The sequence below is a fragment of the Neolewinella sp. genome, from assembly GCF_965214665.1.
In the GTDB taxonomy this organism is placed as follows: domain Bacteria; phylum Bacteroidota; class Bacteroidia; order Chitinophagales; family Saprospiraceae; genus Neolewinella.
The window spans coordinates 3,572,088-3,588,072 of the sequence record NZ_OZ243970.1 but is presented as its reverse complement, the minus strand read 5'-3'; the positions used below and the strand labels follow the sequence as shown (position 1 = coordinate 3,588,072).

General features: G+C 60.1%; 10 protein-coding genes. 3 read left to right on the top strand and 7 right to left on the bottom strand.

The features are described 5' to 3' along the window. Positions 1-31: 31 nt before the first annotated feature. Positions 32-280, bottom strand: a complete 249-nt coding sequence (locus ACOOHD_RS15380) for a DUF7218 family protein (RefSeq protein WP_420458766.1) — start codon at positions 278-280, stop codon at positions 32-34. Between the two features lie 184 nt (positions 281-464). Between ACOOHD_RS15380 and ACOOHD_RS15375 the strand changes: the two genes are divergently transcribed. After that, positions 465-2,165: a DUF5060 domain-containing protein gene (locus ACOOHD_RS15375; RefSeq protein ID WP_420458765.1), complete on the top strand. Its 1,701-nt coding sequence runs from the start codon at positions 465-467 to the stop codon at positions 2,163-2,165. A 21-nt stretch (positions 2,166-2,186) separates the two neighbouring features. On the opposite strand, the gene ACOOHD_RS15370 is transcribed toward ACOOHD_RS15375, so the two are convergent. Beyond that, on the bottom strand, positions 2,187-3,995 hold the full coding sequence (locus tag ACOOHD_RS15370) for a YbhB/YbcL family Raf kinase inhibitor-like protein (RefSeq protein ID WP_420458764.1): 1,809 nt from the start codon (positions 3,993-3,995) through the stop codon (positions 2,187-2,189). Positions 3,996-4,115: 120 nt separating this feature from the next. On the opposite strand from ACOOHD_RS15370, the gene ACOOHD_RS15365 reads away from it, so the two are divergent. Next, positions 4,116-5,546, top strand: a complete 1,431-nt coding sequence (locus ACOOHD_RS15365; RefSeq protein WP_420458763.1) for a family 43 glycosylhydrolase — start codon at positions 4,116-4,118, stop codon at positions 5,544-5,546. Between the two features lie 113 nt (positions 5,547-5,659). On the opposite strand, the gene ACOOHD_RS15360 is transcribed toward ACOOHD_RS15365, so the two are convergent. Beyond that, entirely contained in the window at positions 5,660-7,051 is a 1,392-nt protein-coding gene (locus ACOOHD_RS15360) for a sulfatase (RefSeq protein WP_420458762.1), read from the bottom strand. A gap of 15 nt (positions 7,052-7,066) precedes the next feature. Next, a complete protein-coding gene (locus ACOOHD_RS15355; protein ID WP_420458761.1) occupies positions 7,067-9,862 on the bottom strand; it encodes a DUF7619 domain-containing protein in 2,796 nt (931 codons plus the stop codon). A 279-nt stretch (positions 9,863-10,141) separates the two neighbouring features. Here ACOOHD_RS15355 and ACOOHD_RS15350 point away from each other — a divergent pair, with 279 nt between their 5' ends. Further along, the gene (locus tag ACOOHD_RS15350; RefSeq protein WP_420458760.1) at positions 10,142-10,732 is read left to right on the top strand and encodes a Uma2 family endonuclease; all 591 of its coding nucleotides are present in this window, start codon (positions 10,142-10,144) and stop codon (positions 10,730-10,732) included. Here the strand turns inward: ACOOHD_RS15350 and ACOOHD_RS15345 are convergent. From ACOOHD_RS15345 to ACOOHD_RS15335, 3 genes are all read right to left on the bottom strand, one after another. Next, complete coding sequence (locus ACOOHD_RS15345; RefSeq protein WP_420458759.1) at positions 10,722-12,308, bottom strand: MFS transporter; 1,587 nt, start codon at positions 12,306-12,308, stop codon at positions 10,722-10,724. The genes ACOOHD_RS15350 and ACOOHD_RS15345 overlap by 11 nt on opposite strands. A 43-nt stretch (positions 12,309-12,351) precedes the next feature. Further along, positions 12,352-12,882, bottom strand: a complete 531-nt coding sequence (locus ACOOHD_RS15340) for a GNAT family N-acetyltransferase (protein WP_420458758.1) — start codon at positions 12,880-12,882, stop codon at positions 12,352-12,354. A 77-nt stretch (positions 12,883-12,959) separates the two neighbouring features. Further along, positions 12,960-15,977, bottom strand: a complete 3,018-nt coding sequence (locus ACOOHD_RS15335) for a T9SS type A sorting domain-containing protein (RefSeq protein WP_420458757.1) — start codon at positions 15,975-15,977, stop codon at positions 12,960-12,962. Positions 15,978-15,985 lie beyond the last annotated feature (8 nt).

The window sequence follows — 15,985 nt, the reverse complement described above, 5'->3', positions numbered from 1 at the left end:
ATCACGGAGCAAGCCCTCGCCGCGGGGTACGCTAATTATTCCGCAGGGCCTCGATCAATTCTGACTTGCTCATCTTCGAACGCCCTTCGATACCGATCTGCTTGGCCTCATCGTAAAGCTCCTGCTTGGTGCGGTCCTCGTAGTTGCTGGCCTTACCGCCCTTCTTGCCGGCATCCGGCGTATTGGCGATGCGGGCGGCCTTCTGCTTGCTCATACCCTCGTCGCGTAGGGCCTCGTACTTGTCGTCGTCCTTGATGGTGGGTCCGTGATCTTTGGCCATGGCATTTCTTCTTGCTAACTCCCGTTCGTGGTCGGAGGTTGGAGCGGGGCCGCGGGTGCAGTGAATTTTTGTAGCCGTTGCAACGACCAGCAGCATTGTCCTGCGCCCCAACTGCGCGGTTGTCGATTTTACCTGCTGCCTAGCTCCCCCCGTAATCTTTACCTTTAGGGAGTTGACCTCCGCTATGCAAAACTTACTCTACCACAAGCTTACGGGGCGCTCCGATGGTGCCATTACCCTATTTGCTTTGTTCGCTCCGCTCATTTGCTGCTGGCAGGTTGCCGGCCAGTCCGGCATTCCCAAACAGTGGGATGTCACGGAAGTGAGCCTGAGTGCCGATACCGCCTACGATAACCCCTACCGAGAAGTAGAGGTCAGCGTCATCTTTACCGGACCGGAAGGACAGCGGCTTTCTCTGCGGGGGTTCTGGGACGGTGGGCGGACCTACCGCTTGCGCTTTACCCCCCCCGCGCCCGGGCGATGGCACTATCAGATCGAAAATAACCAGCAGGATGCCGGGCTGACGGGGCAAGGCGAAATACTGGTGGACCCCGGTGACGAACCAGGCTTCGTACGGCGTGACTCCGCCCACCCCTACCACTTCGTGCACGACGACGGGTCGCCCTACTTCATGTTCGGCACTACCTACTACGATCTGATGCTCAACGCCATGGCCGGCGACCGCTGGCAAGCAGCGATTGACAGCGCGCGGCATTACGGTATCAACAAGGTGCGGATGAACGTCCATCCGATGCACAGCGAGAAGTCGTACTATCCCTTCGTCGACGGCTTCGTCACAGTCGGTGCGGACAGCGTGAACGCCAATCGCCTCAACATCGACTACTGGCGCAAACTGGATGAGGTAATCGCCTACGCAGCCGAACGGGGTGTGAAGGTGGACCTAATGCCCTTCGGCATTCACCGAACCTACTACGCGCCAACCGTGGAGGAGGACGAGCAGTACCTACGCTACGTCATCGCACGCTACGCCGCCTACCCCCACGTACTCTGGACGCTAGTCAACGAGTGGAACTACCGCACCCGCATCGGCATCGAAAAGCCCTACTGGAACCGCATGGGCGAGCTGCTGCGCGAGGAGGACCCCTGGCAAGCCGACTCAGGCCAAGGTCCCCGGCTGCTATCCATTCACCAGCAAACGCGCATCGACTGGCAATTCCTGAACTACGCCTGGCCGAGCCACATCATCCTGCAGGTGGGAGTACGGACGGGTCAGGGCACCGTTGCCGACGAGTGGGACCTCACCACCGAGACCCAACCCGCCTACCGGGAGGGAGACGCCTGGGGTAATGCCGGTATCCTGTATAACCGGGGGCACGAGCTGCCGGTGGTGAACGATGAGTACGGGTACATCGGGGAGCCCCGGGACCGCGCCGCCGCCACCAATCGCGACGACAAGGAAAGCTGGCCGCGGCTGACTCGGGAGCGGCACCGCAACATCATTTGGGGCATCTACCTAGCCGGCGGCTACGGTAGTGCTGGCGATAAGAACGCCTACCCCGACGGTAACCCCTATTTCTCGGCTAATTGGCACCCGGCCCCCGAGTATGAAGACATCAAGCACCTGATTGACTTTTTCACCACTCTGGGGCTACCCTACCGGCGCATGCAACCGAGCAATGACCTGGTAGACGACGCCGAGCGCGTGTACCTACTAGCCGAAGCCGGGCGGCATTATCTCTTTTATGATGCAACCGGTAGCGCTTTCCAAGCCACGGTAGAACCGGGAGATTACAGCCTGTTGCGCTTCAATCCGGCGACCGGATCATCCCAGGAAGAAGCAATTACAGTCGGGCCGGAAGGGATCCACCTAACTAAGCCACCACAGGCAGGGCACGACCGGGTAATCTACCTGAAGCGGCAATAATCCCCACGACGTACTAAGAGTCTACCGCCGGTACGTTCCGATCACCTCACCGCTAGCCAGTACGTGGCCCCGCATCGCCTCCAGGAGTTCCGCTCGGCTGGCTCCGAAGGGCAATTCCAGCTCCGTGTCTAACGCAAAGACCTGGAAGTGATAGGGATGAGCGGGGTCACCCTTGGGGGGTCGGGGGCCGTAGTAGCCCAGCGATCCATAATCATTCGGGCCCTGTAGCGCACCCTCGATGCCTGGCACGGTAGGCCCGCCGGGAGTAGCCTCGGCTAGCTCCGTTTTATCGGCCGGTACATTGTAGAGCGACCAGTGGAGGAAGGGAGGATGCATCGGCACGGCCGGGTCCTCCATCAGTACGACGAAGCTTTGCGTGCCCTCCGGTGCGCCGCTCCAGGCTAGCGGGGGTGAGATATTTTCCTGCTCCGCGGCGTAGCGGTTGGGGATGGTAGACTCATTAGCAAAGGCACTGCTGCTTACACTGAGCTTCGTGGAAGCTTCAGTGAGTTGCATAGCCAGCGAGTCCGGCGTGTCGGCGGCCTCGGTGGGCGGGGCGATGCCGGTCATGCGGACGTCGGCTCCATCTTCATTAGTCGGTTTGCCGGGGTTGTTTGCACTCCCGATAGCTATCGGGACTCCGCCCCCTTCCGCGTAGCTGACCCGGTAGATCACGCCGTTGGTATCGTCAGTGAAGAGTAGGGAGCCATCGGTAGTCTCGGCCAACCCACAGAGACGGCCGCGGTGGCCCCACTCGTCGCCCTCCTGAGTCACGAAGCCCTGTACGAAGGGTTCGAAGGAGACGGGCTCACCGTTTTCAAAGTGGATACGCACTACCTCGTAGCCGGAGGGGGGCTGACGGTTCCAGCTGCCGCGCATGGCGATGTAGGCATCCCCCCGGTAGTCGGCGGGAAAGCTGCTGCCCCGGTAGTACGCGAGCTGCATGGGCGCGGCGTGGGGGATGTACAGGCCGATGGCCTCGGCGCTCTGGGCCTTCCAGTCCTCCATGGTAATGCCGTCGGGGGGGTAGTCGGCCGGGTTGTACTTGCCGTCGGCGTAGATGTAGGGCCAGCCGTAGGCGTTGCCTTTCACGATCTGGTTGAGCTCCTCGTGCTGTTCGTTGTCGCCCAGCCAGTCTATGCCGTGGTCCATGCCGTAGAGTTTGCCGCTGCCGGGCGCGAAGCCGTAGCCGATGGTATTGCGCAGGCCGGAGGCGTAGATGCTGCGGCTACTGCCATCGGGGGCGATGCGGAGCATGGTGGCGTTTTCGGGGTTGGGCTCGGCGCAGGCGTTGCAGGTGGAGCCGGCTGTGAGGTAGAGGTGCTTATCGGGGCCGACCACGACCATGCGGTTGGGGTGCTGGCCGCCGTCGGGTAGGTCGTCGAGCAGTAGGGTGAGGGTGTCCAGGCTGCCGTCCGACTTGATCGTAGTCATGTACAGGTCCTTGACCGTGGTCAGGTACATAGTATCGCCCGTGATGGCGATGCCGTGCATGCCGGGTCGGTTGGCTACGACGCGCTGTTCGTCGGCAGTGCCGTCGCCATCGGTGTCGCGCAGCAGCATGACGTCGCCGAGTTTGCGGCGGGTGACGTAGACGGTGCCGTCCTCCGCTACGGCCAGCATGCGGGGATTCTCCAGCTCACGGGCGAAGACGTTTACCGTGAAGCCTTCCGGCAGCCGTAGGACCGAGAGGTCATCGGCGGCCGGCGGCAGTTGGCGGGGTTCTACGACGTGGCCAACCACTTCTACGTTGGCGGACTTTACGTCGGGTCCCTGGGCGCGCAGGAGGGGGGGAAGGAAGAGTAGGGGGAGGGTTAGGGTCTTAAGCATGTTATGGGTAGTTAGAAAGAAGTCGGTTTTCTTTAACCCGGGATAAAAACGCGGTGTTCGGGTGGCCACTCGACCTTAGTGCGTGGTAGTATCTTGGTCAGGCACCAGACTTCCCCGATCATGCGCATTCTACTCTTGATTATCGCTATAATCACCTTCCCCCTCGCCGCCCAGCAGCTCCATATCGACAACACCCTACCCCGCCTCACCGTAGCGGGCGACACGGTCGATGCCCACGACGGCCGCATCATCCGCTTTGAAGACACCTACTACTGGTACGGCACCAGCTACGCCACCACCAACGGCTTTACCACCGCCAACCATTACGTCGTATATAGCTCGCCGGATATGCAAAGCTGGACCAGGGAGGGCCGTCTGCTTCCCAACCAGCCCGAGGGCGTCTACTACCGGCCCCACGTGATCTACAATGCGGCCACGGAGCAGTACGTACTCTGGTACAACTGGTACCCCCAGCTCTGGGACGGACAGTTCGGCGTGGCCACTAGCCCCACCCCCACCGGCCCCTTTACGATCGTGAACGACGACGTGCAGATGTTCCGCTCCGAAGTGGGTCTGGGCGACTTCGGTCTCTTTGTAGACGCGGATAGCACGGCCTACATCAGCTACAACACCATCCAGAACCACCAGGTAAGCATCGAGCGATTGAGCGACGACTACCTCTCCTCCACTCAGGAAAACGGCGGCATCATCGCCGAGCACAGCGAGGCCGGCTCCCAGTTCAAGCGCGACGGCAAGTACTACCTGCTTACCGACGTCACCTGCTGCTTCTGCAACTACGGCTCCGGGGCCCGGGTATACGTCTCCGACCACCCCACGGAGGGCTACACGCTCACCACCAACATCAACCGCTACCCCGGCCGGTCTGCCCTAGCCCTGACCGACGGCGTGACTACCGGCACGAGCTATGAGACCCTGGTCACCAACGATACCCTGCCCCAGAGCCTCGTTGCCCTGCACCCGCGTCCCCGGCAGACGGATCAACTGACGCTCAGCCTCTTCACCGGCAACCGCCCCGAAAACTGCGGCGATGTCAGTAACCCCCGCGTGCACCCCGAGATCGGCACGCCCGAGTTCACCGTGTCGTACTGGGACTTCGACCACTGGCGGGAGGTAGATTCCCTCAGAGTAGAGCGAAATGGTACCGCCCTGCGGCAAACCTTGACCATGAGTTTCACCCCAGTCACCAGCACCCGCATCAAGCTTACGCCCCGCCCGGGTTACCCCTTCCTGGCCATCTATCCCACCGAACTAAGTGCCGGGTTCGCAGGTGCGGAGGATGAAGTCCAAGTCTACGTGACGGGCCACAACATCCCCCAACCCCCGGTCATTCCCGCCCAGCAGGCCTACGTGATGGAGCTACCGACCGCGGAGGGCACTGAGTACATCTGGATGGGCGACCTGTGGGGCTCGGCCTCCGATAACGTGAAGGGGCACGACTACCCGTACTGGAGTGCGCCTTTGGAGTTTCTAGAAGATGGATCGGTTCTACCGCTGGAGTGGACGGATACTTGGAGTGTGGACACTGAGTGATAATAAAAATGACCACAGAGGGCGCAGAGGACCGCAGAGGCACGTCACACATGCGGAAGCACCTCTGCGCCCCTCTGCGTACTCTGTGGTTCAACAAATTTGCGCCGCAGGCGCTACAACGGGGTAGGCAACTGCGCACCCATATCCGCCAACCGAGTCTTCAGCAACTGCTCCAGCTCCCGCGTCTTCTCCGGCTCCGCCCCACTCAGGTCCGTGGTCTCCCCCGGGTCGGCAGCCAGGTCGAAGAGCATGGAGCGCTCCGTTTCGTAGTCGTACACCAGCTTCAGCTTGCCCTGCCGCAGCGAGCTAGCCGGCTTACCCCCCTGGGGGCTGTAGTGCGGAAAGTGCCAGATCAATAGCCGCTCTGAGGTGGCATCGCCGAAGAGAGGGGACATGCCGGTGGGGTCCCGGAGAGCGGGGAAGATATCCTCACCCACCACTGGTGTATCGCTCACCTGGCCGGCGGAGATGCGGGCGGGCCAGCGCACGATCAGGGGCACCTGAGTGCCACCTTCGTAGAGGTAGCCCTTGCCGGCGCGTAGGGGGCCGTTGTCGGTCGGTGGGGTGTGGGCGGCGAAGGCGGGGACCTCCTCGACACTGAGGCCGCCATTGTCGGAGGTGAACACAACGAGGGTGTTGTTGGTGAGGCCGAGCGCTTCGAGGCGGTCCATGATGCGGCCGACATTCTGGTCGATGGCGTCGACCATGGCGGCGTAGACGATGTCGGGAAAGCTGTCGTTGGGGTTGGCGGCACGCTTTTGGCGGTACTTTTCGATGAGCTCCTCCTTGCCCATGATGGGCACGTGGGGGGCGTAGTAGTTGAGGTTGACGAAGAAACTACTGTCCCTGTGGGCGTCGATGTAGTCGAGGGCGCGGTCGGTGAGTACGTCCGTGAGGTAATCGCCGGGCTTAGCGCTGTCCTTGAGTCGCTGGTGCTGATTGGGGGGGAAGAAGGGGTAGAAGAAGCTCTGCGGCAACCCGTTGGCCCCGGAGCCGATGGTATAGTCGAAGCCCTGGAACTCCGGCTGGAACTCCCCGCCGCCCAGGTGCCACTTACCGATGTAGGCGGTGCCGTAGCCGCGCTCCCGAAAGACCTCCCCCGTGGTGCGAAAACTCAGGGCCAGTTGCTGGGCAATGGGCGGGGTACGGAGCTGCTGCCCCGGTCGTGGGGGGCCGTTGCCGTGGATGTGCTCGGTGATGTTGGTCGCAACGGGAGTCAGCCCGGTGAGCAGCGAGCCGCGCGACGGGCTACAAATCGCCGCGGCCGCATAGCCGTTCGTGAAGCGGATGCCGGCCGCAGCCAAGCGGTCCAGGTTAGGGGTTTCGATGAAGTCATTGCCGTAGCTGGCCAGGTCGAACCAGCCCAGGTCGTCGGCTACGATGAGCACTACGTTGGGCGGCCGGTCGGTGGGGGAAACCACACCGCCCCCGGTGACGTCGTCATCGGAGGCGGAGCAGCCCAGTAGCAGGAGGCTTAACAGGAATAGGAGGTAGCAGCGAGTCATACCACCTAAGGTAGGCTAGCGGCCGCGTAGAACTATCCGGTGCTGTCCGGTCTGACCGGTGGCGGGGTCCTCCACGCGTAGCAGGTACACGCCGGCGGGGTAGGTACCCACGGCCAGCTGAAGCTCTCCGGTGAAGGGAGTGTTGAGCAGTTGCCGGCCGGTAGCGTCAATCAGGCGGGCCCGTAGCGTAGTCGACCGCGAGTAACGCAGTTGCAGCCAGCGGCCGGCGGGGTTGGGATAGACCTGTAGGGTACCGTCCAGTACCGCAGTGGTGGTGGTAGAGGTGGTCTTTTCCATGATGCCGTCACAGTTTTCGTCCACGTCGTTGTCGGCGATCTCCTTGGCACCGGGGAATACGCTGGCGTCGTTGTCATCGCAGTCAATCCAGAAGTACATCCCGTCGTCATCCTTATCCAGGTCCTCTACAATGGTGGAGACTACCGTATTGGTGATCACCGGGCGGTTGAAGTCGAAGAAGATACCGGCCGTATTCTCGATGCGGGTGAAGTCGGGCAGGTCCTCCTTCGGCTCGATGTCAAAGACCACGAAGCCCTGACTCGCCGTAGCCGATACGGAGCTATCGACCAGCTCGATACCAGGGAAGTCGACGGTCAGTAGGCCATCTTCCGACAGCGTAAACTCGTAGGGGTGACTGGCGTGAATGGGCAGCAGGGTGGTCCAGTCCAGGTGCTCCGAAAGCTGGTCCTCGATGCGCACCGCGAAGGCCGTATCGTTGCCCATATTCTCGAAGCGGATGCGGTAGCGCAGCGTCTCGTCGGCCTGGGTGTAGTTGCTGTTAGTGTCGTCGGGGCGGAAGGGGAGCACGGACTTGTCGTTGGGGTCTACGGCGCAGCGCAGTACGGTGGTGTAATCGACGCTATCGGTGACCGTTGCCTCCCCAGCAAAGCTTGCACCTGCGGCCCCGCCCAGGAGGATGGTATCGCCGGCAAAGTCTTCGTTCGGCAGCTGCAGCTTCATGGAATTGTGGTAGGACTCGCCGGGCTGGAGGGTATCGAAGGTGAAGGTGATGGTGTTGTCGGTGAGGGTGACCGAGTCGCGGGCCACGGAGACGAAGCTGACGTTGTCCTGTAGCCTGACCGTAGCGGTGCCGGCCAGGGGCAGACAGCCGTCGTTGCGCACCGTGATCCAGAAGGGGGCCTTGGTGTTGCAACGCACGCGCCCGGCGTTGAAGTAGAGGGTCAGATCGGCCGCTCCGTCTTCAAGGACGTAGCCGAAGTCGATGTCCTCGTAGTCGTCGGTGGGTACCGTGATGGTGTAGCTGTCCGCGGCAGTGGTGCGGGCGTAGCAGTCGGGCTGGTGGGCGGTGACGGTGTAGGTCTCGCCGTCGAGCACGGCCAGGGCGTAGTTGCCGTCGTCGTCGGTGGTGAGGAATTCCTTCGTTTCGGGGCCCTCGATGGTGACCAGCAGGTTGGCGATGCCGGGCTCGTCGGCGTCCTGGGTACCGTTTTCGTTCTTATCCGTAAAGGCGGTGCCGTGCAGGGTACGCTGATCGTCGATGGTAAGGTAGTGCAGCTGTTCGCCGCGGCCGTCGACCCGGACGGCGAAGTACAGGCGGTTGCCGATGGTGGCCAGGGGCGGGTTGGGACCTACGAGGTTGAAATCGGCGGCTACTTCCTGCAGGTCGTCGTTGCGGGGGTCGAAGAGGTACACCGGGTGGTGATCGCTGGTGAGGGCCAGGTAGTTTCCTAAGCGTACCGTCTGGGCGGGGCCGCGGGTGCTCACCTTTTGGAGGGTAGCTGCGTCGCGGGTGCCGGCGCGAGTTCCGTCGGTGAGGACGATCTTCCAATTGCCTTGTTCGGTACGGCGGTAGAAGAGGGCTTCATTATCGTCGATGCGGGCCACCCGGGGTATGGGGATAGCGGAGTAGTCATCTACGCCGGTCCACTGTAGGTATTCTGCCTGGCCGGTATTGTAATTTACGGCAAATACGCCGCCGCTAGTATCAATTCCGATGAGGGCAAAGGGCAACGCAACGGAGGTATTGGTTGCCAGGCTGGCCTGTAGTTCGGGGCCGATGGCAGTCGGTGTAACAAATTCCAGCGTTGGGTATAGGTCGTGGATGGAGTAGCTGCTATGGCGGACTATAGTATACTCATCTACCCGCTCGAAGGTCAGCGCGCGCTCACCTTCGCGTTCGCCGAGATCATTGACCTCACCCGTCGCGGGATCGTAGGTAGCCGGACCAACCTTGTTCCCGTGGGCGTAGGCGAAGTATATTAGGTTACCGTCGGTAACTAAGTTGGTGGTATCCGGATAGTCCGAGTTGTTGATGGTATCGGAGACCACAATCTGACTTTGCTCCGTGGCGGGGTCGGATGCAATGAGCTGCACGATTTGGGGATCATGCTCTCCTACGTCCTGGTAGCGTACTGCGTAGAGTCTGCCGTTGAGGAGCACCGGCGTAGTATGGTGGTACTTTGGGTCCTCCAGCAGCGGAAACTCCAGCAGCTCGGGCACCGGCACGATGGCGTCCACGACGATGTTGTAGCGCTCGTCGTCCGTAGCGTAATGGAAGTAGTAGGTATCGCCAACGTTACCGAGTAGCTCGATGCCATCGCGCAGTCCTATCCCGCCCTGAAAGCTGAGGGTGGACTCGGCCGAGCCGTTGGAGAGGTAGTTCACGTCGCCCTCGGTGGCCCAGTAGATGCGGCTGCCGATGGGGGCGAGCTCGAGGATCTTGGTCCCGGGGTCGTCGGGGTTGACGTCGAGAAAATCGAGCTGGTAGGGGATCGTCTGCGCGCTGACAAAGAAGGGCAGCAGGAGGGGAAGGGCTAGAAGGTAAAGCTTCATCAATAGATGGATGGTGGTGGGGTCGGCAAATGGGCGCCGGTGGGGGATAAAGCCGGGTAAAAACCTGGTTTATCACCGTGGATGATTGGCGTGGGTATAGAACGTTGGGGTGGGGGGATTATTGGGTGGGGGAGTGAGATGAGGGGCGGGGGATTGCTGGTGTGGTAGGGCGCCCCTTCCAGGGACGAGCTGTGCCACGCGTTTCCCTGGAAGGGGAACCCTACCTCGAGTAGGCTGCTAGGCCTACTCGAGAATCGACTAACCTTTATCTTTACCACCATGACGCTGGTAAATACCATACCCATCGAAGCAGAACTGCTACTCCACCAGCCGGACTGGACGGTGGCGCAGTACGAGGCGATGGTCGCCGCGGGTGTACTCGGGGATGAGGACCGGGTAGAATTGCTTTTCGGAAAAATTGTGGAACAGATGCCCATCGGTACCCGGCACAGCTTTTGTGTACAGGAATTAGCTTACTTTATGATCCGTCGGTTTGGGGACCGCTTCGTGGGGCGGCAGGAGCAACCGGTGCTTTTACTGGAGCATAGCGTTCCCGAGCCAGACTATGTACTGGCTACTTTGCACCCGCACCGCTATGCCAATAGCAAGCCAGAGGCGGAAGACATTCAATTGGTGGTGGAGGTAGCTGATGCCACACTCGGACGCGACCAGACCTCAAAAGTTCGACTTTATGGTCAAGCGGGGATCCACGAGTACTGGATCATTAACCTGATCGACAACCGGATAGAAGTGTATACGGAACCGGACAGTACGACAGGAGGATATACCTCGGTAAAATTATATGCAAAAGGCACCTCCCTCGCGAGTCCGCTGCTGGGCGAGCTAGCTGTGAACGATCTTATCCCGTGACCTCCTCCAGCACCTCCTGACTACACTGCCCCCCCGCAGCCTCCAGCCACTTACTGAACTCATCCAGCGCCTCATTATCAGCCTGCGTAATACGCTCGTCGTGGCGGTGCAGGGCGGTATATTTGATCTCGGCGTAACTCTCGACGATGGTAGCTGTGCCATTTACCTCCAATGGTTGGTACAGGTGCCAGCGGAGGGAGCCGGAGCGGTAGCGCTTGTTGCGTAGTTTGAGCAGCCGCTTTCGTAATTCCCCGACGTGCTCGGGGTCGATCTCGTAGCGGTTGCGGATCAGCAGCATGCCTCCGGGGTCTTCGCCCTCGCCGGCCGGGACGTGCAGCTCGGGGTACTGCGTAAAGGCCTCCAGATCGGCCCCCTTGGCCTGGTCGAGGGGAAAGCGCCGGCCGACGAAGGCCGTCACGAGGCAGACGCCGGCGGCCACGAAGTGGGCCGTCGCCAGGGAAAGCGCATCGGCTAGCCAGCCCCACAGGGCACTACCCAGCGCTAGGCTCAGTCCCATGGCCATGAAGTAGTAGGCCATGCCCCGTACCCCGAACCATTTCGGTAGGGCATACTGCGCCGAGGAGATCAGCGAGGTGAAGGCCAGTTGCCAGCAGACACCGGCCAGGGCGCAGGCAGGATACGCCCAGCCTGGGGCAGGTGCCAGAGCTAGCCCGATCAGACAGCCGCCGAATAGTATACTCACGATCACGGTAAGTCGGTTGCTCCCTCCCATCCAGGCGGCCACCTCGTCATAGGCTAGTCCGCTGACCACGGCCCCTACGCCGACGGCCCCCACCAAGTAGCCATACAAGCTGGCATCACCACCGAGTTGCTCCTTGGCCACCAGCGGTAGCAGGGCCCACAGTGCTCCCGCGCCCATGAAAAACAGAATAGCCCGCAGTACACTATTGTACAGCGCCGGGGTGTACCGCAGAAAACGCAGGCTATCGCCCATTGCGAACTGGAACACCCGCGGGGGCATGTTCCCGTCGCGGTGACGATCGTCGGACCAGAAGAAGATCACCGCCACCACCGCCACAAAACTGACCGCATCGATCCAGAAGGGCAGCGACATCCCGTAGGTCGTGATGAGCCAGCCACATAGGATCGGTCCGATAGCCCGTGCCGAGTTAAAGGAGATACCTCCGATGGACATGGCCGTACTCAATCGGTCGCGGGCGACCAACTGGGGGATGACCGCTGTGATAAGGGGCGCGGAGAGAGCTGTCCCAATCCCGTTAAGCAGGGTAAAGACCAGTAGCCATTCCGCCGTCGCCAGCTCCCCCTGCACCAGGTAGGCAAACACGGCATTCACCGCGATGAGCGCCGACTGGGTGATGAGCAGGATGCGGCGGCGGTCGCCCAGGTCGCCGAGCGTTCCGGCCGGTACGGCAAGTAGCACCAGTGGTAGCAGGTTAGCCGTTTGCACCAGGCTTACACTTAGGGCGCTACCCCCCAGGTCGGTCATCAGCCAGCCGGCCGCCACGTTGAACAGCCACGTACCCGTATTCGACACGAAGGCCGCCCCGACGAACAGGAGAAAGAAGGTATTGCGCCAGGGGGAGGGGGAGGGCATGGGAAGGGCAACCGTGGGGGTGGGGGGAAGGTTTAGGGTGCCTCTATTCCAGTAGCTCCCCCGCCCGCCAGTGCATACTCGTAGCCGCCACTCCCTCCGGTCCCGTCCCTGGCATGTGATGTTGTTCCGACCGCCCTACTCTACCGCCAAGGCGCTCGTAAACAGCTCTAGCACGCGTGTTACTGTCCAGTACCCATAGGTAGAGCTTATCGTTTTGCGCCTCCGCGAGCACGAGGCGCGCCGTAGCCTGCATCAGTCGCTTCCCCAGTCCCGTGCCCTGCTGGTCGGCGCGCACGTGCAGGTTATCAAGTAGGCTGCCGTCTTCAGAGTGGTGGTCGAGAAAGAGGCAACTGAAGCCGAGCAACTCCCCATCGTCATCTTCCGCCAGCAGCACGCGCATCCCGGGGGCGGGGTGGGCAAAGCGCTCGGTCCAGACGGCAAGGCGTTCGGCGGGGGCCTCCTGCTGGAGGTAGGTCGCGGACATGGCGGCGGTGTAGTTCTCCTGCCAGCTGCGGGCGTGGAGGGCGGCGATGCGGGGGGCGTCATGGGGGGCGGCTGGGTGGAGGGGGGGCATGGGCGGGGGAATTCTGGAACTATATGGCGATTTCCGACATGGCGACCATCCGGAAAGCCTGCACCCGCGGCCCCGCCCTACTGCTTCACCAGTTGCCGGACTCCAGAAGCTTTGCTTTTGATATCGTATATCTGTAAAAGATAGCTACCTGCTGGATATTTTGATAGGTCTACAGAAGCTTGCCCCTTGAACGTGAATTGATGTAGCAGCCGGCCGGTGAGATCGAGAAGGTTCACCTGTAGCAATTGATTAGCAGGTCCGGTGAGGGTGGCCCAGCTAGTGGTCGGGTTAGGATATACCTGGAGCTGCATACTTAGTATGTTCCTCAGGGCCGTTGGTGGTCCGTCGTTAACCTCAAGCGTGAGGTAATGGAGCTCCTCCCCCAGCACTGGATCCACGGCAGAGAAGTGAAGCCGATTGCCCGCCACTACGGGCGTAGTTGGACCCTGGAAGCGGACAGGTACCTCCGTAAGAGATTCGGTAGCTAGGTCTATCAGTTGAAAACCCTCCATATTCCATACGAAATAGTAACCCCCGAAGGGGAGTACGCTCCGGTAGTCGCCAGGAAGGTTCAGTACCGTACGGGTGCCAGCGGGGGTACCGTCGGTGCGCCAGAGAGTAGAGGTATTTTCCCCCGTTCTACGGATGTAGAGGGCTTCGGTAGTACTAACTTGAGTGAAGTCCGTCACGGCAAATTGATCGCCCGGTGCTATGTTGGGCTCTAGCAAAGTAGCCGAGCCATTACTGTAGTCTATTCCGTATACTCGGCCATCATCACTTACTTGCACCCAGGCGCCTGCTAGTCCTACCGCAGTGGTGTTATAAATAAAGTTATCTGGCAGGGTAGCACTGACATCCGTCGGGGAGAGTAGCCGAACGGCATCGCCAAACGTTTCTTTATTGTATTTGATAGCTACCCGGCTACCGCGACTGTAGTAGGCAATTGGGCTCCGCGTAGCCAACTCGCCGAGTGCAGTGATGCTTCCCGTAGCTGGATCGTAGGTAGCGGGACCAAATCCAGCTCCCTGGGCAGTAGTAAAGTAAATTAGTTGTCCATCAGTGGCCAGGTACTGCCGTCCCTGATTGCGCTGCCCTGGGTAGGTATCGGTCTGTACTGCCGTTGAGGTGCCCGCTACTGGATCGACCGCTACCAGCTCAATAGTTTGCTGGTTGAAGGTGACACTGACTACTCGGATAAAGTAGATGCCATTCTGTAGTAACAGAAGATCGCTGATGGCTCCGGTAAATAGCTCGTTAGGTAGATCGCGGACTGATCCATCGCTACCGCTCACTTCGCTTACGGCATATCCCCCACCGCTTTGCTCTACCGCGAAGTAGTACCGCCCCGTAATTTCTCCTAGCAAATTTGCATAGGGGTCCAAGGAAATTTGGTAGGTCTCGGCTAGTTGCCCATTCGAAAAATAAGATACAAAACCCCGTTGCTCGTCCCGCCTGGTCCACACTACGTCGCTACCTAGGGCGAAGAGGTTCGTGATCTCATTCCCCGCATTGTTGCGGTATAGATCGCTGACCAGGGTAGTGGACAGGTCGTTTTCGATGCGGTAAATCGCATCTCCCAGTTCGGGGTCGAAGGCGTAGGCATATGCTTGTTCACCAATACCGAATACGCGTGCGGCGGAGGGATCGTCAGCTACCACCCTGTTGATAAGGCGTAAGTCCCCTGCCCGACCCTGGGTCGCGTAGATGCCCAGTCCTTCGTTGCCTTCCGGTAGTAGGAGATAGAGAATATCATCGATTGCACCTAGGGCGTCGAGACTAAATCCGAACGTCAGTATTTCTTCTACGTCCCCAGCCCGGGTGCCGAAGGAGAGCAGCGTATCGCTGTAGTAACTCCCTCCGATTAGCAACCTGTTGTTGAGGGTATAAAGGGGTACCTGGGAAGGCGAATAAGACAGGGTACCTACCAGTACGGTCGGTTGTTCCTTGTTCCGTGGATCCACGTTCAGAACGGCTGCACCTGTTGCAGCACTGCGGTCGACAATGACCTGGAGCGTACTGTCCTGAAGCATCTGTATACGGAGGTTCTGTCCCTGACTCAGATCGTAGGTTGCTCCATCAATTATCATAAAAGTCCCCCCGTCCGTTCCATCCGATACCCAAAGCTGAGTGGTCTCTACGCCATTGTACTGAAATACTAAAAACGACCCGGAGCCATAACGGTCTCCTGGATAACTAGTAACTACACCATCTACAGGCCCACTCCGGAGCGGCTTCAAAGCACGAGTACCCGCCTGGGTGCCGTCGGTAATGAACAGTTCCCGCCCTTCGGCCTCCGTGGTAGCGGTAATGAGCAGGCCATTGTCAGTGGCTTTGATCCCGTTTACCTCGGTAAATTGCCCGATGCCGGGGAGCCCTCGTGCTAGGTCAGTCACCTGACCGGTGGCAGGGTCAAACACCTCCAGCTTATCATAGGTCGGGTGGTACAGTTTGCCATCATGGACTATGAGTTGCCTGGGACTTTGCGTTTCGTTGAAAACCGTCCGTGTCCCTGCTAGGGTACCATCGGTAAGTACGTACTCGGTCCGGTTATTGTACACCAAGCGGTCGCCGAAGCGGAAAAAGCGGTCGTAGTCGCCGCAAATGCAGTCATCGTAGGTATTGCGTAAGATTTGCTCTTCACCATTTTCGGTGTACGCTATAACTCCCAGATTAGAAAAGGTCAGTAACTGCTCACCCAGTTGATACGTATGCGGCAGTTGTAGGGTGCGACTGGTCAGCGTATCTACCGCTCCCCCGTTACGGGCTACGAACAGGATATGTTGGTCGAAAGGCTCGTCCTGTATCCGCTGCCGTACAAAGGCACCCCGTGCGGTAGCTCCCAATAGCTCGATGGGTTGGGCAGATTGGTAGAGCTGCCGGACGCTATCCCCATCGAAGTAGCTCACGGTACTCTCTTCCGAGTTTAGCCCGAATCCGTGGTAGAGATATACGCCGTCCGGAGCCTCTAGAACCTGCTGTAAGCCCCGGTAATAAATCGGATCGGTATTGCGATCGAGAATGGTAACAGAGTAGTCAATTGACTGTCCCACTACAAGTGAGGAGAGTAGCAGGAGGAAAAGGTGAATGTGCTTCATAGTTTACC